Genomic DNA, 17,977 nt, shown 5'->3' on the forward strand with positions numbered 1-17,977 from the left:
GGCTACAACTACGTTTACGAATCTACAGCAATTACACGTCATCAAAATAATTTTTTAACGTGCGCTGAACATCTAAATTGAGTGCACCAGAGTTAGGATCAATAGCACTTACCGTATCCCCAAGATAACCGATTGCCCAAAAGAAGATGTTGTTGGTTTCCATATTCGCTTGTAAATAAGGCATTAGCGAATCAGTAAAAAAAGCTTTTCCTTTTGCAGTTTTCCAAGATGCCTCACCAAGTACAATAGGATAACCTGCTTTATATAAAAATCCCCATGACCAGTCAAAACGTAATTGGCTTGCCATCCCAGGAGCGGTTTCCCAACCAGCAACTTCAGCAGGATAAACATGTGGTGAAAAAACTATATGTCCATTCTGTGCGGCATCATCACCCAATAACCATGGTAATGCTGCCTGGTTTATGCCTTGATTGATTAACTCATTTCTGAATTTGGTCTTATCAAAAACAGCAACTCCATTTTTAGCTTGTGTTTCATCAAGTAACGGTTTGAAATCCTCGCCCCAATTTCCTTTAAAAAACATGCGCTCTAAATTGCCACATAAAGCAGGATCGGGAGAATGACTATAACCATTGTCATCTACTACTTGTGATTTAGGCACACAAATGGCTGGATTATTTGAATCATCATTTCCTGAATCAGGACCTTCCACAAACAACAGTAGCTCAGGATTATTTTTCTGTACCGCATTGGCAGCCGTAGCGATAACTTTGGTCCAAGGCACTTGAGAGTCATGCGTTTTAAACCAGTTTAATCGATAAGGTTCATTAAAAATATCAATTCCTATAACGTTATCTAAGTTGCGGTTTTTGATTTCTGTGGCTAACAGAGCAATATCTTGCTCATATTGTTTCATGTCATACACTGTCCCATCACGCATTGCATCGCCATAGCCATGGCGATGATGCATATCAATCATGACTCTAATGTTCTTCTTTTTTAGCTCCTGTAAAACAATCCAAAAAGCTTGTTTTGGAGTCACTGCTTTGTCACAAGCCGGGCCATTACTTTGCCATGTTTTACAAAAGACACCGTTGCCCGCATTTGGAAAAGACTTGTCTGAAAGCGATTTATTCAAATCGACTTCATGCTGCTCATCATAAAGAACCTCGGGTTGTATGGGTAAGCGCAGCGTTTTAAAACTCACGGCAGTATTTTTATCTACACCTGAACTTGGAAACTCCCATGGGCTGCTGATCAAATCCATCATGCCATAAGCTCTTGGGTTAGAACCTAATGATGGGATTGCATAAAAGGGATTGCTTTGTAAACCTTGAAAAACATTTGTGTCCTGAAATCCAGACCATGATAGGCCATCAATGTGAATCAGTTGGCCGTTGTCACTGTAAATTTTACTTTCTCGCGTTTGGTAAGCGTGCGCATCCACTGCAAGCATTAATAATAACCAACATCCGAATACGCTTATTTTTTTCATTCACTATCCTCCAAACTAAATTACATGGGTACTTTAAAATGAGCACTATTTAACCATCGGTTGATGGCTTCAGGTGAATTTTTGAATGGACTTTACAAAAAATTAACAAATCGAGGTTTGTACATGATTGGTGCAAAAAACAAACAGCATGCCACCTGAGACAAGTGATGTAAAACCACGGGAACTGTAAGCGCTCCCATGGTTACAATCACTAAAAGAAGAAAAATTGTTAGCCTACGTGAGAAAAGCGGCGATCACTTTCATAAATTGAGCGTTTCACCAACTCATCCATCTCCGCAGTAGGTTCACACGATTGGAAAACCATCTTTAACGGAGACACGTCCACAGTGGATTTGCTCACATCATTTTGCAAATAACCATGAAGATTTCTATATGTATGGTATTTATCTGTAGCAAACTCTTGGCATTGAGCCATAGTTTCATCTTGGCATATTGAGAACTTAATCAAATGTTCTGCATGGAATGGTTCTTGGCTTTTTGAAAACACATACTGCATATCGTAGAGAACGCTATCAGCACCAGCACAAAAATAATATCCTGATTGAAATTTATTATTTGCGAATACATCACTACGAATATAGCGACCCTCTCCAGCTTGTAAGCCAGTAAGAGTGACTTTATGAACTGCAATCTCTTTAGGACTATCTGCAAAAGCGAAACCAGTTAAAACCAAACCCAATAATACTGAGGCTATTTTCATCATTCTGTTTTAACTCCTAGTATGAAAGAAATATTCCTTGTAATGGTTTATTTTCCCTAAACAACTACAAAGAATAATAAAAATATGAAGTTATCTAAAAAAGAGAGCAAACTCTCATCAATTTCAGTCCGACATTATACCCTATTTCATACGAATAGTGCAAAAATTTATAAATTAATTCTCATTTTGATCGAAAATATCTCAACAAAGACGATATCACTAGGTATTAAAAGTACCGTTAGCACTTTTCTCATTTTTGTTAAAAAGGTATTCACTTTTTGCTCTTTCTGAATTTTTTATTTACTGGTTCAAAATTATTGATTACACTCAGCCTAATTAAAATCAAATGTCCGCTTTTTTAATGGCCAAAGCTTTAATCCAAAAATTCAGAACTGCATTAATCAATTATTTGCAGAGTCCGCATAAACCGCAGAATGAAAAAGAGCTCACCGCATCTGCTTTCGCACTAATTGATTGCGCTGCACAGACATGTAATAGTATTGAACCTGGTAAATATATGATCGCTCTCGATGACATGGTGCGCATCGCTGCGCGTGGCATTAAAATACATCCTTACCATGGGCTGGTACTGGATACGTTTGCCCGGAAACTAAGCCTGTCAGGGCGTAAAGGAGAAGCACCTGCATTTCAGGTGCTCAATCTCACCTATCATCTATATTTGAAAAATAATCTAATTGATCCGGAAAAAACGGCTCGGACAAAATTAGACCTAATTCAGCAGTCAATGCAACAATTAAAGATGGCCAATAATCCTTATGCCGCAGAATTAGAAAGTGCGCTGGTAAAATTAACGCTTGCAACGGACGAGTATTTTAAATTATCGCCCACAGAACAGTTAAAAAAGCATGCTGAATTTAACCAAAAACTAAAGTTTGTTTGTGCTGAACATCGCGCCGCCATCGAAAGTGATGTACGTATTAAATCTGCATTTTATGGCTTCCTTGCCGTGATTTTTAGTATCTTCGATTTGTTTGGGCTACCTCTTGGCGAGGAATACCAAAGAAAAAACAGATTTTTCCAAGAAGGTTCATTAGCCCCCAAGAATACATTAGCAGGCTTTAATATGCCTGCTATTGAAATTGAAGAGACTCCAGAGGAGGGGCCAGGTAATTATCAAGCTCAGGGTGCTTTATAAGCCGGTGCATCGTCTGGAAGTTCTTCAATTTGCGTGACTACCGTTGAATCAGGCGCGCGGTGGAAATGGTGTTGCCCCTGATTTTTAAAAGTTTGGGCCTTAGGATTCGCCGCACTTTGTGCAATTTCTTCGAAATTAGATTTGTTGACCAAACCATCAGCTTCAGAGTAATGAACTTCCAGAGGAATTAGATTATCTTTTTTGAAAAATTCTTTTAAGTTTTTAAAAGCATTCGCTACAAACTTAATAAAATCAGACAATGATGAGAGTGCCGAAGCACCACCTTCTCGTCTTATCCCTTGTTGTTCTATGAGTTGCGCATGCTCATCTTTGTTGCCAGGATTGCTAGATAAAATCGTTGGTAAATTACCGATGATTTGTAATTTTGGGTTTTTCATGACTGCTGGGGCCATTAACTGAATTTTCTTAATTTTATTTTTAGGTTCACCTTCTTCATTCAGTTGATGTATCATATTTAATGCGTTGGCAATAACCGCACCACCTAAACTGTGCCCCAATAAAACGATTTCATCCACATCGGGATCGGCATAGGCTTTTTCTAACATGCTGTAAAAATCAAATTGCATTTGCCTAAGATTCAAGTCCTCTTTTCCGCGGGATTCATCAAAAGCTGCACCCGACTGATCATAGCTTAAGACTTTATAGCCCTTTCTGACATATTGATTCGCGACTGTATTAAAAGTGTTGACGCTGTCTTGTAATCCATGTACGGCTAATACTAATTTTTTGCTTGCTTCTTTTCCAGAATCAGACCATGTTTTTGTTTGTAGCGTTCTGATATCACTTTGGGTTTTATGGAGCCTTTCAAAGTACCCGTCGACGGCTTTCTTTATGCAATCCTCAAATCGGCTTGAAAACCCTCTGCTAAACGCTGAGGATGAAAAATACCCTGCTATTGCTTTAACCGCATTATCAACTTGTTCAGGTGGAATTTTTTTTGTTTCATGATCGGCAAATTTTTTTAATATATCTCGTATTGCCACAAGATCAGCTTTCCTTTTGTCACTAGGATTGAGATTTAAATCTTCATACTGCTTACAGGCGTATTCAATTACTTTGGCAAAATCATAGTCTATTGTTTCTGTACCGTAGTGCGCATAAGGTTCCAATGCAGTCAAAGCTTTTTGCATTGCTTTATTTATTTCACCTTGTGCTGCTGCCATTTTTTTCGGCTTTTTATGAGCAACAGTATAAGCAGCTAAGTCAGTATGCCAATCCTTAGTCGTTGCATAGTTTGCTGCGCCGACACGCTCTGCTTTTTCTACGAGAGCCCCGATTACCGCATCTATTTCTCCTTTATCAATTTTTATAATTTTCTTGGAAGTTAAGCTCGTTAATGCCAGCTTAACCGCCTGTTCTAAAGCATGTTTGTCTCTGGATTTGACCGCTACCGCATCTAACTTTTCGTGATACAAGAGAAGAGCTGCTTTATGGTAATTCATAAAATCTGGGTTTTGCTCGGCAAATTTTTTATAAGCTTTTGTAGTTACTGGCTCTGCTGGAACCTTTCCCTTTTTAGAGTCTTGATAAGCTAGAAATGCTTCATGAAGATATCCTAATTTTAGGGCGTTTAAATTGGATAAATCTTCCTGTGCCTTAAGCTCTTTAACTTTGTCTCGAGCCCCTAGTTTTGCATAAATGTTTTTATAGCTATTGCCCATATTACACCTCATTCCAAATACGGTTGTATTTTTTCTGATATGTTTTTCTACTTCATGGTAGATAGGATTATTTTCTTCATATCGTATTAATATTATACTATCAATTTATTATTTAAACATTAGCTGAGTTTCGGCACATTGCCTTCATTGCAGATACAGCCCCCACTCTTTCAGGGAAATACCCCTGATTTTGCATCATCCTTTGGTCAACTAGTTGTCATAATGGCAAGTTAAATAATAACTAATTGATTTCATGCTAAAAAACTCTTTGCTATTAAAAAAAAATGAGTTATAACTCTCTTACCTGAATCAAGGATTGACAGGTATTAGGATAGATCAGCATGATGCTGAATATTTTTTTTCATGGAGGAGAAAATGAACAGTAAAGTATTTTCGCAACGCTTCAATCGCGAGTTAGCCTCATTGGGCTTTCCTGAGGATTTAGCCGAAAAGATCAAAGCCGTAGCTAAAGTATTTGGTGTGTCGCGCCATTTAGCAAATTCTTTAATTTTTGGGCATATGCTTCCTGGGGGCGAACAGCTCAACAAGATTGCTGAAATTTTAGAAGTTTGTCCACAATGGTTAGGTGGAGCAACTGACAGGAAAAAAACTTATCCAAGTCGCGAAGTTGCAGATAGTGCATAAAGTCTATTGGCAGCGCACCTGAAAGTATCTACATCCCGCGCTAGAAGTGCGGGAGTCATGCGCTTGCCAATAAGTGCTCATTTGCATAAACGTAAAATGTGATAGCAAACCCCAGTTAAACTTGAGATAATTATTATATATTGTAAAATACTGTATCTGTACCTCCTTGCAACGTATCAGGTTCAGTAGTTTATATATCCATTTTTCACCATAAAAAGCGTATTTCGCGGGTTATTAACATCATGGAATGCTTGAGTTTTTGTATAGCCAAATCGATTGATTTAACACGAGTGGACAATCACTTTAAACGCTCGTCGACTGAATTTACTTCATTGAAGACCCGGGATGTTCTTAAATTAAGTGCCAACAACAATAAAGAACATACGATATTTGTTTTTAAAAATGGCACCGTGGTTTCCTGGGGAATCAAACGTTATCAAATTAATGATTATTTAAATACGATCAAACTCTTGATTGATAAACCCGTTACTCTTTTGGTACATGATGAATTCCACTACCAGTTCAGTGATAAGACCACGATAGAGCCACATGATTTTTTCGATGTGGATTGTTTAAACATTGAAGATGAAAGTGATGAACTCAAACTCAGTCTGTCTTATGGGTTTTCTCAATCAGTAAAATTACAATATTTTGAAACCATCATTGATGCGCTCATTGAAAAATATAATCCGATGATCCAAACCCTTTCACTAAAAGGTAAAATGGAAATTAGCCGCACACAAATACAACAGATTATTGGAGAAATTCTTGGTGCCAAAAGTGAAATGAATTTAATTAGTAATTTCCTTTATCATCCAAAATATTTTTGGCAGCATCCGACATTAGAAGAGCACTTTTCTATGCTGGAGCGCTACTTGCATATCCAAAGACGTGTCAATGCAATAAATCATCGGTTGGACACCCTTAATGAAATCTTTGATATGTTTAATGGGTATCTAGACAATCGACATGGGCATAACTTAGAGATTATCATCATTGTATTGATTATTTTAGAAATTGTCGTCGCCGTTTTAAACTTACATTTTTAATGAATTTCAACGTTAATGAGAGCAAATTAAGACAAAACCAGCTATTCTTTAAAAAAATGAATAATACTTATTAGATCAATTATGCTTAGTAATACAAACCAACTCAATGAAGCTCAACTCAAAGATCTAGAGCAATTAAGAGCCGTCTGTAGAAAAAAGGATGGTAGTGCACCTAATTTATATACTCATTTGCTGACACAAAAACGAAATTTGCCTACGGTTTTGTTGTATTATGACAAACACCATTTGGTGGGCTTTTTAAGTGTTTTCTTCTTTTATGAAGATGCCGTTGAAATCTCATTGCTTGTGCATCCAGATTATCGACGTAAAGGCATTGCTAAAAAAATGCTGCACCATATTTTACCGCTTGTGAAAGAACAAGGCTTTTTTAAATTGATTTTTTCTAGTCCTTCTCATGTAAATGATCAATGGCTCGCTGAGCGTGGATTTCTTTATATGCATAGCGAATACTATATGGAACGACATGATTTAAATCCCTTATTGGATTATAAAAAAGAGCTGACCTATCGTACAGCAACAGAGCAAGATATTCCTTTACTCTGTGTTCTCGATGAAGCGTGTTTCTTTAAAACCCAATCTGAATTAATTCCTCGTTTTGAACACATACTGAGTGATAGGACCTATCAAATAATATTGGCATTTGAAGAAAATCATCTTATAGGTAAAGCACACATACGCTGGCAACAGCATGGTGCAACCCTTTCTGATATCGCGGTTTTGCCTGTCCGTCAAGGCAAAGGTTTAGGAACGGCATTGATTTCTCACTGTATTAATTATGCTTTAAGCGAAGGCAAGCCCGAGCTCAATCTCGATGTTGAAACTCACAATCAAAAAGCACTAGACCTCTATACTCGACTCGGTTTTCTCACACAAAATTCGTGTGAATACTGGGAAATCGATCTCTACAAATTACAACAAATAGTAAAACCAAAACACACCCACTAATTGCATCATAATCACCCAGATGGCGAAAGCTAATTGAATTATATGCTCGCTATCTGGGCAAACATTTTTCTGTAAAATAAAACCTCATCGTAGTGCTTGACAGAATTTAAATCTGGCCTTTAGTATTGTCCTAAAAAAGTGGAACTATCACTTCGATAGCCGCTCTTTCGGCTTACATGGAAGGCTCCACACATTAAAAATTAAAAGGATCATAATGAAAAAAAGGGTTGTAATAACCGGCATGGAAATAACCTCTTCCATAGGAACAGGCGTAAATAAATTCTGGGAAGCAGCAAAACAGGGACAATGCGGAATAAAACGCATCCAAAGTTATGATCCTTCTGTGTATCCAACACAAATAGCAGGTGAAATTACTGATTTCTCCCTAGAACATCTTCCCGAGCTGAATAAAAATAAGCGTTACCCACGAGCAGCTCAATTCGCTCTTTATTGCACGCATAATGCAATAGAACAGTCAGGGCTTACTGCCCATGAACTCAGCAAAGCGGGAACCTTTATGGGAACTGGAATGGGAGGATATCCCGAATCAGAAACCAGTTATCAATTTTTCTTCGCTGACAATTGGCGAAAAATGCAACCACTGACTGTGATCCGAGGAATGGCCAATTCCATTGCAAATTTTATTGCCATAGCATTTGGTCTGGGGGGCCCTAACTCAACGATTTCTAATGCCTGTATTTCATCAGCTGATGCCATAGGCACCGCCTATCATCAAATCGCTCATGGTAACATTTCCACTGCGATTTGTGGCGGTACTGAAGCACCAATTTGGGAATCAATGATGTCTGCCTGGTGTAAATTAAAAGTACTGTCTACGAACAATGAACAACCAACAAAAGCCTGCCGTCCATTTGATCTAAATCGTGCAGGGATGGTAATGGCTGAAGGTGCTGGGGTTTTAATTCTTGAAGAGTTAAATCAGGCTAAAGCACGCGGCGCTACTATTTTTGCCGAAATAATTGGTTTCGGCGCCAGCTGTGATGCATTTCATATTACGGTACCCTCTTCAGAAGGACAACAACGCGCCATTCAAGGTGCATTAGATGATGCAAAACTATCCCCGCGAGATATTCAGTATCTCAAAGCACATGGCACTGGAACGCCATTAAATGATAGGGTTGAAACACAAACCATTAAAGCAAAATTTGGTGAAAGAGCCTATGAGCTCCCCATCACCGCCCAAAAATCAATGATCGGACACGCAATTGGCGCTTCTGGTGTCATGGAAGTTATTTCCACCTCTCTTAGTCTGCAGCATGATTTGTTATTACCTACAATCAACTTAGAAACCGCTGATCCTGATTGTGATTTGGATTATGTGCCAAATGAAGCACGTAAAAAGGCTATTGATATCGTTCTATCCAATCATTTTGCCTTTGGTGGGGCTAATGTGGCCTTGATCTTACGCAGATATATAAGATAAAGCAGGTATCCCGTATTAACTCAGCGTAATACGGGGCTTAAAGTAAGAGATCTTCTCAATTCATTAATACATATAGCCTATGCTAAACATCAATGCCGTAGTGTATAAATGAGGCATACCTGGACCTTGGTTCAAAGTCGCGCCATCACCGCCTAAATAATTTTTACCCCAATCTGCAAACTCAGCGCCTACACCTAGTTGCCAGTTAGGAGTTAGCATTTTTTGCACACCAGCCCCAAGCGTATACGAAAAAGCCATCGTACTGGCCGTAGTAAACCAATATGTGGGATAAAGAACTGGATCGATTGTCGTAGGAGTCCAGTCATGGGCATGGTTCCAACCCACACCAAAACTACCACTCAGATAAGGCTGTAGGGTTTGAAAGCCACAAGCAACCAACTTACCTTTAAATTCGGCGCGAACGTGGCTTACTTTATACTGATAGGTATAAACATCGGGAACACCATTCACACCCACCGTACCCGAAAGCGAGGCATCACTGGCTGCTGCAACACCAAGACCAAATTGACCAATAACATCGCTCGCACCAATAAAATGCTGTAACCCAAAAAAGATTCCGCCTGTACCTAACCAATCGGATTTCGAATCGGCGATATAATAATTGTTCTGTGGTGGTGGAAAAGGATAAAGATACTGATCTTTCCCTGGATTAGACCAAGCTGGCCCTCCACTAACGATAATAATTGATGACCATACCTGGGGCAAAGCGGGAGCATAGGGATCTTCAGTAGCAAATACATTGATTGAAAAAAATGCACCAGCTCCTAAAGCGATTATTTTTTTTAACATACATATCCTTTTGATTTTTAATCATGAAATCCACAGCGTTCAGGCTAATTTTATACAGGATTTGGGTCTATTTTTCTATACTTCGCATATCAGAATTGAGCGTGCACGAAAGCATCTCTGCCATTCAGTTAGAAAATCGGGCTTATTGATTGCCTCCGTGTAAGCCCAATCTGGCCTTTGTTGTTTAATTCATTAAAAGGCTTGATTGTATGCTGAATTTTTATCAATATTGATCACATTCATATCGTCACTTTGGATTGTTATAATTATTTTTAGGGATAAAAAATGAGAACGAAACTTCGTCTTTTCGACACTGAAATTGAACTGAAAGAGTTCAGGCTACAGCCCCCGTCACTCAAGGTAATTTTTGTCGGAGATGGTTGCGGTAAAAGCTCTTTATTAAAAACACTTACTTCAGGAAAATATCCCTCCAATGTTAAAGCGACTATAGGCACAGATTTTTATCACCAATTGATTGAGCTCAATGACAGTAAAATAAATCTTCACATATGGGATATCCCCGGAGTAGCACGTTATGGAAATTTCTGCAGGGTGTATTTTAAAGAGACTGACATTGCAATTATCGGTTTTGATTTGACCAGAAAAGCAACGTTTGATAGTGCCATACAATGGCTAGAAGAAATTAATCAGCATTTAGATAGAAACAACCTGGGGAAAATTATTTTAGTTGGGCTAAAAAGCGATGCAGCACCTGATCCAGAATTAGATGTTGAAGAGCTAAATCATTTTGTTCAGGATCATAATTTATGTTACATGACCGCAAGTGCAAAAACAGGAAAAAATGTAGAAGAGTTATTCCAGCAAGCCGTGACATTAAAAATGGAATCATTAAGTCTGAAAGAAGAAACTTCAGCTGATGATTATCAAGCTGACGTGGATGCCCTATTTTATAGGGTGGTGCACTATTAGAACCTTGAGATACTCCAGCAAAAACCACTACCTTAGCCTATCCTTTGTAAGAAAATGAAGCCTCCTAAAGCATAGCAATGGAGGTTTCTTGGGTATATAATCGGCTATTTTACAAAAAAAGGCCAACAAATGAGTTATTCACTAGCTGATATAGCAAACAAGGTACAAGGGGCAGTCATAGGTGATGACTCAATAAAGGTTTCTGTCTTATCATCGATTGACGACATTGCCCCCGGAAGTATAGTGTTTGCTGATAGTAACGACAAAGTGAAATTAGCCGAAGCATCAGAAGCAGCTGCCATATTAGTCAGCGAACAAGTTTCTGTTTCAAAAAAAACATTAATTCAGGTAAAGCATCCATTTAAAGCCTTTATTACGTTGATGCACCATTTCAATCCCCCACAAAAAACGCTTCCTGGCATTCATCCCACTGCGGTCATTGGTGAAGGAGTGCAATTGGGAAATGAAGTCTTTATAGGTCCTTATGTAGTGATTGAAGCAGGCAGTATTATCGGAGATCACAGTATTTTAAAGAGCCATATTCATATTGGTTGTGAAGTGACTATAGGTGCTAACACCACCATTCATCCCCATGTTACCGTATACGATAAATGCCAAATTGGCTCCAGAGTCATCATTCATGCCTCTACGGTTGTAGGCTCTGATGGATTTGGTTATACCTTTGTTGATGGCAAACATCTTAAAGTGCCTCATGTCGGACATGTCCAGATTGAAGATGATGTAGAAATAGGCGCAAATACCGCAATTGATCGCGCCACAATGGGAGCAACTGTTATTGGCGAAGGAACTAAAATTGATAACCTAGTCCAGGTAGCCCATTCTGTTAAATTAGGTAAGCATAATATTCTATGTGGTTTTACTGGTATCGCAGGCAGCACCACTTCAGGAAACCATGTGATTTTTGCTGCCAATGTTGGGGTGAGTGATCATGTACGCATTGATGATGGAGTAATATTAGGTGCTCGTACTGGAGTACCACCTAACAAACATCTGAAAGAAGGAAATGTTTATTTAGGAAACCCAGCGCGTCCCAAAGATCTTGCTATCCAACATGAGCTCGGAGTGAATCGAATTCCTTTAATGCGCAAAAATATTAAAGCACTTTCAGAGCAAATTGATTTATTGAAGAAACAACTTGCCAAAGAAGAGGCAGAGTAACTATGACATCTCCCTTGATTCTCATTGATGGTTCATCCTATTTTTTTCGCGCATTTCATGCACTACCGCCTTTAACTAACTCTAAAGGCCAACCCACCGGAGCCATCTATGGGGTAGCCAACATGATTAAAAAGCTCATCAAGGACTATCAGCCCGAAGAATTAGCTGTGGTCTTTGATGCCAAGGGGAAAACATTCAGAGATGATTGGTATCCAGAATATAAAGCTCATAGGCCACCCATGCCTCATGACTTAAGCATCCAATTTGCCCCTTTAATCCAGCTTTTACAAGCCATGGGACTGCCCATATTGATTATTGAAGGGGTTGAAGCAGATGATGTGATAGGGACCTTAGCAAAACAAGCCACAGAACAAGGAGTTTCAGTGGTCGTTTCTACGGGCGATAAAGACATGGCCCAGCTGGTTAACGAACATATTACGCTCATCAATACCATGAGCAATACCAGCATGGACATTGCAGGAGTCCAAGAAAAATTTGGCGTTACGCCAGCACAGGTCATTGATTATCTGACACTTATTGGTGATACCGTAGATAATGTTCCTGGTGTCAACAAATGTGGACCGAAAACAGCGGTCAAATGGCTTAGCGAATATCAAACATTGGATAACCTCATCCAACATGCAGACGCCATTGGTGGTAAAATCGGAGAGAACTTACGTGCAAGTATCCCCCAACTGCCCCTATCCAAAAAATTAGTAACCATCAAAACGGATGTTGATTTGCCTCTCAAATGGGGTGAGTTAAAACCTCAGCCAATGGATAAAGAACAACTCATTGATTTAACACGTGAATTTGAATTCAAAAACTGGCTTAAAGAACTCTTAGGAGCAGAAGGAAACTCCTCCGCGAACAAACCAAGTGTATCCAGTATACCTTTTGAAATAATTACGACAAACCAACAATTAAATCATTTGCTCAATCAATTGGAGCAATGCCAAGTATTTTGTATCGATACAGAAACAACCAGCATAGATATTATGTTAGCGGAGCTTGTTGGCATTTCCTTGGCAATTGAAGAAGGAAAAGCCGTGTATATTCCGTTCACCCATACGGATGGCACAGTACAATTAATTCGCGAAGAAGTGTTAACTGCATTAAAACCCATTTTAGAAAATCCCCAGATAAAAAAAATTGGTCAAAATCTCAAATACGATTATTCTGTTTTGAAAAATCATGGCATCACGCTAAACGGCATCAGTTATGACACGATGTTAGAGTCTTACGTACTCAACAGCGCTGCTGGTCGTCACGATATGGACTCATTGGCTTTAAAATATCTGGGACACAAAGCCATTAGTTATGAGGAAGTTGCTGGCAAAGGGGCAAAGCAGTTGCGTTTTGATCAGGTTCCTGTTGATAAAGCAGCAGCTTATGCCGCAGAAGATGCAGAAATAACTTTGCAACTTCATAATAAACTCTTCCCGTCGATCCCAGAACCCGTACTCAGTGTATTCAATGAAATAGAAATGCCGTTGGTTACCATACTTGCCGATATGGAGCGTTTAGGGGTACTCATAGATTGCGTGACTTTGGAACAACATGGAACTCGCTTGAAAGAACGTATCCATGCATTGGAGCAAGAAGCCTTACAACTAGCGGGCAAACCATTTAATCTGAACTCCCCAAAACAATTACAAGAAATTCTCTTCGATTCACATAAGCTGCCCGTAATTGCAAAAACCCCAACGGGACAACCTTCCACAGCAGAATCGGTATTACAAGAGCTGGCTTATGATTATCGCCTTGCCGCGGTGATTCTTGAATACCGCAGCCTAACAAAACTGGTCTCGACCTACATCGACGCCTTGCCTAAAAAAATGAATCCACAAACGCATAGAGTCCACACCTCCTATAACCAGGCCGTTGCGGCCACAGGCAGATTGTCCTCGAGTGAACCCAATTTGCAAAACATTCCTATCCGCAGTGAAGAAGGACGCCTGATTCGTACTGCATTTATAGCACCCGAGAACTACCTTATCCTTGCAGCCGACTATTCGCAAATCGAATTACGAATTATGGCGCATTTATCACAAGATGAAAATTTGTTAAAAGCCTTTGCTCAGGGTTGGGATATTCACGCAGCAACTGCCAGCGAAATCTTTCAAACACCGCTAGAAGAAGTCAGCAGCGAACATCGTCGTCGCGCTAAAGCAGTCAACTTTGGCCTGATTTATGGCATGTCTGCTTTTGGCCTGGCAAAACAAATTGGTGTCGAACGTCAAGACGCACAATATTACATTGATACTTATTTCCAACGTTACCCTAAAGTTTTGGAATACATGAACCGCACCCGTCAACAAGCTCACCAGCTCGGTTACGTCGAAACCTTATTTGGTAGACGTTTGTATTTACCAGAAATTAATACGCGCAATATGATACGACAAAAAGCAGCCGAACGAACGGCAATTAATGCGCCGATGCAAGGAACTGCGGCAGACATTATTAAAAAAGCCATGATCTCTATCGCGAAATGGCAAAAGGAACAAAAAAATCCTCCAGCAAAAATGATCATGCAAGTCCATGATGAGTTGGTTTTTGAAGTACATCATACTCAAGTAGAAGTCAGTAAAAAAATAATTCGTGACTTGATGGAACATGCGGTTATGCTCTCCGTGCCCCTGGTAGTTTCTATTGGCACAGGCGCGAATTGGGATGCGGCTCATTAACGTATTGCTCGTACTTCTTTTGTAGCCTGGGTGAAACGAAGTGAAACCCGGGTTACGCTCCTGCAAACCGTCACCCAGTCTACTACTGTTAGGAAAATATAAAATCTTAAAAAAGGATTGAACTTAACTATGGAATACAAAGCGATGGGACTATCTCAATTTATGTATGGTGTGTTGCCCAGTAAATGTTCAATGCATCACCATATTCCAGAGGTTTAATAATTTGTCCTCTTACATTTAAATCTTTAATGGCCAACTTATTTTCTTTCGTATAAGCATTTGTCAGAATAAATACTTCGGTAAAAGCTAATGAAGGATCCTTGCGAATAATTTTTAACAAATCAATTCCATTGACTTTGGGTACATTAATATCGAGAAGGATCACCTTCGGATGGATTTTTTCTTGTCCGTCACGCCCAAATAGCTTATTTAATGCTTCTTCCCCATTTGAGGCAATTTCAATAGCACAAGATTCTTTAACTTTTTTAAATATTCGCTTTACACCCTCGACGTCAACGATATCATCCTCGATATACAAAATATCTACGGTGTTTTTGTGGGTTTCCATAACCATTCTCCTTCCGCATTCCCATACTTTAAATGAATAATAAAAGTCTGCGGAACTCAGGAAATATTCTCGCTAAAAAACTTAGCCAGTATCGATGTCAAATCTTAAATTAATTATAGTACTAAAAATTAATCAATTTTGAAAAAAATTAAATTTATTGCCTATAATTTATAGTACATAAAGATTAGGAAGAAATTATGTATGAGTTAGATAAATCAATTCATTTCATGCTCATAGATGACGATGCGATTGATATTAAAGACATGCAAAGAACCTTTAAAAAAAATAATATCGATAATCCTCTTCATGTTGCAACTAATGGATTAGAAGCATTAAACAAATTATTAGGGCAAAATGGCGAGAAAAAAATTCACCCCACACCGAAAATAATCATCCTGGATATTAATATGCCTAAGATGAATGGCATCGAATTTATAAAAAATGTCCGCGCCAATAAAAATTTAAGATCCATGCTAATTTTTATTCTTACGACATCAAATAGCGAAAAGGACAAAATAGATGCATACAACTTGAATGTTGCCGGCTACATTGTAAAACCTTTTCATATTTCACGATTTATGGAAATAATTTCATCGTTACATCACTATTGGAATCTGCTTGAGTTTCCTAGCAAAAATGCAAGTTAGAACTGGTCAATATTTTTTTTACCGAGCTGTTTAGGCCAAGTAAATGACATTGTAGTTCCTTTTCCGAGTTCCGATTGCACCATAATTTTTCCACCTTGAAATTCGACAATTTTTTTCACAATACTCAAGCCAACACCAGTAGACTCCAATTCATCTCTTGATTTAAGCGTTTGAAACACAACAAAAATTTTATCAAAAAACTCAGATGCAATTCCCGGACCATCATCTTTAATAGTAAACAGATAAAATGCTCCCAACGGTTTAACCTCTACAGTAATAAGCCCTTTTTTCCTATGGTGATGTTTTATGCTGTTATTGAGCAAATTGGATAACACCTGCACTAACGGGATCTTCGCTGTTTTAAAAATAGGTAATCGTTTAGGATAGAGAATCGTAAACTGACCTTCAGGATTAATGTTTTCAATGATCTCTTTTAAAACTGTTTTAACATTCACAAGTTCAATATTCAAATCAACACGCCCTGCGCGCGAATATTGTAATATTCCATCAATTAAGTTGGACAGACGTAACGTGCGTTGACGTAATAATGCCAAATGTTCCTTTGACTTATCATCTAATTTGTCAGCACTATCTTCTTCAATCCAGGTAGCTAATCGTTCGATTGCGCGTAAAGGCGCCTTTAAATCATGTGAAGTAATATAGGCAAACTGTTCCAATTCTTCATTAGTCTTAATGAGTTGATCTTCAATTTGTTTCGCTTCTGTAATATCTTTGGAAATGGTGAGAAAGCCAATAGGATTACCTATATCGTCTCGACGTAAGGTTAAAGTGATCGAAGCAAAAAAATGGGACCCATCTTTACGAACTCGCTCAAACACCTCTTCGGCTTTACCCTCCGCCAACGCTTTTTGCATAAACGCCTGTGCGGCCCCAGATTTCAGGTCTTCGGATAGATGCAAAATAAGAATATTTTTTTTATTCACCATTTCAGATGCCTGGTACCCATAATTGCGATAAGCGCCTTCATTCCATACGATTATTTTTCCATTTAAATCAGTAGCAACGATAGAGTATTCAATGGAGCTTTCCAGTATGTTTTGCAAAATACTTTTTGCATAAAATGTTTCTTCCGTTTTAATGGTTTGTACCTCCAAATTAAGCATGCTTTTTTCTGCGGGTACGCTCTCTTCTCTCGAATCTTTTTGAGTCACTTTTAATTGTTCACTTAAAGAACTAGAAGTATTCTTTCTACTTGTCTTTTTATCTCCACGTATTCTGTGTGTTTTTTGCTCGGTAGAGTTTTGCATCCGTCCATAATCCATAGCACGTTCCTTAAGAAATAGATCTTACTCATATGTCCACAACAGTAGAATAACTATAATTATAGCGTGTCTTTGGCGTACTTGCCGATTTCGCAACGCGTACGCCCGGATAAAAATGGATGCAAAACCAAACAAAATTCAGCGTGCTGAGCCGCTACTTAGATATAATCAAGGTGATAACTGGCTTGTCTTTTAGCACGAGTTACATGTGAAAATGTTTGTTGCTGTTCATTGGCCGCTTCATCAAAATAATAAGCCCAAGTTTTTTGAATGCATTCTGGCCTTACTGTTTTTGCCCAAGTATTGTACTCGTTTACTAAACGATTATATTGCACAAAAACCTTAGCAAAAGCCCCACGCATAAATTCGGAGTCTGACCAAGCGATTAAAGGAAGATGAGGATATTTTTGCAGAATAGCTGCTGCAAGCTGGGGACCGTGAGTAGATGATTCATCGATCAAATTCAACTCACCATCAATGATAACGAGATCGGGCAGCTGAGTTTCAATACACGACAAAGCATCTTGACTGTTATTCACAACATCTATTGATACCGATGCAACTACTGACTCTATGAGTCGAGACAAGCAAAATGCATTAACAGCATTGTCTTCAATAATTAATACACGCATCGCATCCGGGCTCCCTGTTAGTTCAGGATCAAGTATAAAGATCAAACCTTAAGGAAGAATTAAGAAATTATTTTTAGGAAGATTTATTTTTTATTTTTATAATATTTAGGTTTTATTCACAC

16 protein-coding genes are annotated in these 17,977 nt (G+C 38.6%); 9 read left to right on the top strand and 7 right to left on the bottom strand.

The features are described 5' to 3' along the window. Nucleotides 1-31: 31 nt before the first annotated feature. Both Lste_RS12685 and Lste_RS12690 read right to left on the bottom strand, forming a co-directional pair. Nucleotides 32-1,456 carry a cellulase family glycosylhydrolase gene (locus Lste_RS12685; RefSeq protein WP_058511295.1) on the bottom strand — a complete coding sequence of 475 codons (1,425 nt, stop codon included), beginning with the start codon at nt 1,454-1,456 and terminating at the stop codon, nt 32-34. A 229-nt stretch (nt 1,457-1,685) separates the two neighbouring features. Then, nucleotides 1,686-2,180, bottom strand: coding sequence for a hypothetical protein (locus Lste_RS12690; protein ID WP_058511296.1), 495 nt, complete (start codon nt 2,178-2,180; stop codon nt 1,686-1,688). Nucleotides 2,181-2,523: 343 nt separating this feature from the next. On the opposite strand from Lste_RS12690, the gene Lste_RS12695 reads away from it, so the two are divergent. Beyond that, nucleotides 2,524-3,333 carry a hypothetical protein gene (locus Lste_RS12695; RefSeq protein ID WP_058511297.1) on the top strand — a complete coding sequence of 270 codons (810 nt, stop codon included), beginning with the start codon at nt 2,524-2,526 and terminating at the stop codon, nt 3,331-3,333. Here Lste_RS12695 and Lste_RS12700 read toward each other — a convergent pair. Next, entirely contained in the window at nt 3,318-5,015 is a 1,698-nt protein-coding gene (locus Lste_RS12700; protein ID WP_058511298.1) for an alpha/beta fold hydrolase, read from the bottom strand. The genes Lste_RS12695 and Lste_RS12700 overlap by 16 nt on opposite strands. Nucleotides 5,016-5,390: 375 nt before the next feature. Between Lste_RS12700 and Lste_RS12705 the strand changes: the two genes are divergently transcribed. The 4 genes from Lste_RS12705 to Lste_RS12720 all read left to right on the top strand — a co-directional run bounded on the left by Lste_RS12705 (nt 5,391) and on the right by Lste_RS12720 (nt 9,119). After that, nucleotides 5,391-5,660: a hypothetical protein gene (locus tag Lste_RS12705; protein WP_058511299.1), complete on the top strand. Its 270-nt coding sequence runs from the start codon at nt 5,391-5,393 to the stop codon at nt 5,658-5,660. A gap of 242 nt (nt 5,661-5,902) precedes the next feature. Further along, a complete protein-coding gene (locus Lste_RS12710; RefSeq protein WP_058511300.1) occupies nt 5,903-6,709 on the top strand; it encodes an RMD1 family protein in 807 nt (268 codons plus the stop codon). Between the two features lie 81 nt (nt 6,710-6,790). Continuing rightward, nucleotides 6,791-7,675, top strand: a complete 885-nt coding sequence (locus tag Lste_RS12715) for a GNAT family N-acetyltransferase (protein ID WP_058511301.1) — start codon at nt 6,791-6,793, stop codon at nt 7,673-7,675. A gap of 214 nt (nt 7,676-7,889) precedes the next feature. After that, nucleotides 7,890-9,119, top strand: a complete 1,230-nt coding sequence (locus tag Lste_RS12720) for a beta-ketoacyl-[acyl-carrier-protein] synthase family protein (RefSeq protein WP_058511302.1) — start codon at nt 7,890-7,892, stop codon at nt 9,117-9,119. A 63-nt stretch (nt 9,120-9,182) separates the two neighbouring features. On the opposite strand, the gene Lste_RS12725 is transcribed toward Lste_RS12720, so the two are convergent. Beyond that, the gene (locus Lste_RS12725) at nt 9,183-9,929 is read right to left on the bottom strand and encodes an outer membrane protein (protein WP_058511303.1); all 747 of its coding nucleotides are present in this window, start codon (nt 9,927-9,929) and stop codon (nt 9,183-9,185) included. 285 nt (nt 9,930-10,214) lie between these two features. Between Lste_RS12725 and Lste_RS12730 the strand changes: the two genes are divergently transcribed. The 3 genes from Lste_RS12730 to polA all read left to right on the top strand — a co-directional run bounded on the left by Lste_RS12730 (nt 10,215) and on the right by polA (nt 14,725). After that, a complete protein-coding gene (locus tag Lste_RS12730) occupies nt 10,215-10,859 on the top strand; it encodes a Rab family GTPase (RefSeq protein WP_058511304.1) in 645 nt (214 codons plus the stop codon). 129 nt (nt 10,860-10,988) lie between these two features. After that, nucleotides 10,989-12,038 carry a UDP-3-O-(3-hydroxymyristoyl)glucosamine N-acyltransferase gene (lpxD, locus tag Lste_RS12735; RefSeq protein ID WP_058511305.1) on the top strand — a complete coding sequence of 350 codons (1,050 nt, stop codon included), beginning with the start codon at nt 10,989-10,991 and terminating at the stop codon, nt 12,036-12,038. A 2-nt stretch (nt 12,039-12,040) separates the two neighbouring features. After that, on the top strand, nt 12,041-14,725 hold the full coding sequence (polA, locus tag Lste_RS12740) for a DNA polymerase I (protein WP_058511306.1): 2,685 nt from the start codon (nt 12,041-12,043) through the stop codon (nt 14,723-14,725). Between the two features lie 160 nt (nt 14,726-14,885). Here polA and Lste_RS12745 read toward each other — a convergent pair whose 3' ends face one another. After that, on the bottom strand, nt 14,886-15,293 hold the full coding sequence (locus Lste_RS12745) for a response regulator (protein ID WP_058511307.1): 408 nt from the start codon (nt 15,291-15,293) through the stop codon (nt 14,886-14,888). A gap of 197 nt (nt 15,294-15,490) precedes the next feature. Between Lste_RS12745 and Lste_RS12750 the strand changes: the two genes are divergently transcribed. Beyond that, nucleotides 15,491-15,940: a response regulator gene (locus Lste_RS12750; protein WP_058511308.1), complete on the top strand. Its 450-nt coding sequence runs from the start codon at nt 15,491-15,493 to the stop codon at nt 15,938-15,940. On the opposite strand, the gene Lste_RS12755 is transcribed toward Lste_RS12750, so the two are convergent. Further along, complete coding sequence (locus tag Lste_RS12755) at nt 15,937-17,223, bottom strand: sensor histidine kinase (protein WP_058511309.1); 1,287 nt, start codon at nt 17,221-17,223, stop codon at nt 15,937-15,939. The two genes, Lste_RS12750 and Lste_RS12755, sit on opposite strands and share 4 nt — an antisense overlap. A 158-nt stretch (nt 17,224-17,381) precedes the next feature. Then, complete coding sequence (locus tag Lste_RS12760; RefSeq protein WP_058511310.1) at nt 17,382-17,855, bottom strand: response regulator; 474 nt, start codon at nt 17,853-17,855, stop codon at nt 17,382-17,384. Between the last annotated feature and the right edge of the window lie 122 nt (nt 17,856-17,977).

Source organism: Legionella steelei (assembly GCF_001468005.1).
GTDB classification, from domain to species: Bacteria; Pseudomonadota; Gammaproteobacteria; order Legionellales; family Legionellaceae; genus Legionella; species Legionella steelei.

What these genes read in the sequence shown, in the direction of transcription:
- Lste_RS12700 (WP_058511298.1), bottom strand. Translation starts at nt 5,015, where the DNA reads ATGGGCAATAGCTATAAAAACATTTATGCAAAACTAGGGGCTCGAGAC.
- Lste_RS12755 (WP_058511309.1), bottom strand. Translation starts at nt 17,223, where the DNA reads ATGGATTATGGACGGATGCAAAACTCTACCGAGCAAAAAACACACAGA.
- Lste_RS12710 (WP_058511300.1), top strand. Translation starts at nt 5,903, where the DNA reads ATGGAATGCTTGAGTTTTTGTATAGCCAAATCGATTGATTTAACACGA.
- Lste_RS12720 (WP_058511302.1), top strand. Translation starts at nt 7,890, where the DNA reads ATGAAAAAAAGGGTTGTAATAACCGGCATGGAAATAACCTCTTCCATA.
- polA (WP_058511306.1), top strand. Translation starts at nt 12,041, where the DNA reads ATGACATCTCCCTTGATTCTCATTGATGGTTCATCCTATTTTTTTCGC.
- Lste_RS12715 (WP_058511301.1), top strand. Translation starts at nt 6,791, where the DNA reads ATGCTTAGTAATACAAACCAACTCAATGAAGCTCAACTCAAAGATCTA.
- Lste_RS12685 (WP_058511295.1), bottom strand. Translation starts at nt 1,456, where the DNA reads ATGAAAAAAATAAGCGTATTCGGATGTTGGTTATTATTAATGCTTGCA.
- Lste_RS12705 (WP_058511299.1), top strand. Translation starts at nt 5,391, where the DNA reads ATGAACAGTAAAGTATTTTCGCAACGCTTCAATCGCGAGTTAGCCTCA.
- Lste_RS12750 (WP_058511308.1), top strand. Translation starts at nt 15,491, where the DNA reads ATGTATGAGTTAGATAAATCAATTCATTTCATGCTCATAGATGACGAT.
- lpxD (WP_058511305.1), top strand. Translation starts at nt 10,989, where the DNA reads ATGAGTTATTCACTAGCTGATATAGCAAACAAGGTACAAGGGGCAGTC.
- Lste_RS12730 (WP_058511304.1), top strand. Translation starts at nt 10,215, where the DNA reads ATGAGAACGAAACTTCGTCTTTTCGACACTGAAATTGAACTGAAAGAG.
- Lste_RS12745 (WP_058511307.1), bottom strand. Translation starts at nt 15,293, where the DNA reads ATGGAAACCCACAAAAACACCGTAGATATTTTGTATATCGAGGATGAT.
- Lste_RS12725 (WP_058511303.1), bottom strand. Translation starts at nt 9,929, where the DNA reads ATGTTAAAAAAAATAATCGCTTTAGGAGCTGGTGCATTTTTTTCAATC.
- Lste_RS12760 (WP_058511310.1), bottom strand. Translation starts at nt 17,855, where the DNA reads ATGCGTGTATTAATTATTGAAGACAATGCTGTTAATGCATTTTGCTTG.
- Lste_RS12695 (WP_058511297.1), top strand. Translation starts at nt 2,524, where the DNA reads ATGTCCGCTTTTTTAATGGCCAAAGCTTTAATCCAAAAATTCAGAACT.
- Lste_RS12690 (WP_058511296.1), bottom strand. Translation starts at nt 2,180, where the DNA reads ATGATGAAAATAGCCTCAGTATTATTGGGTTTGGTTTTAACTGGTTTC.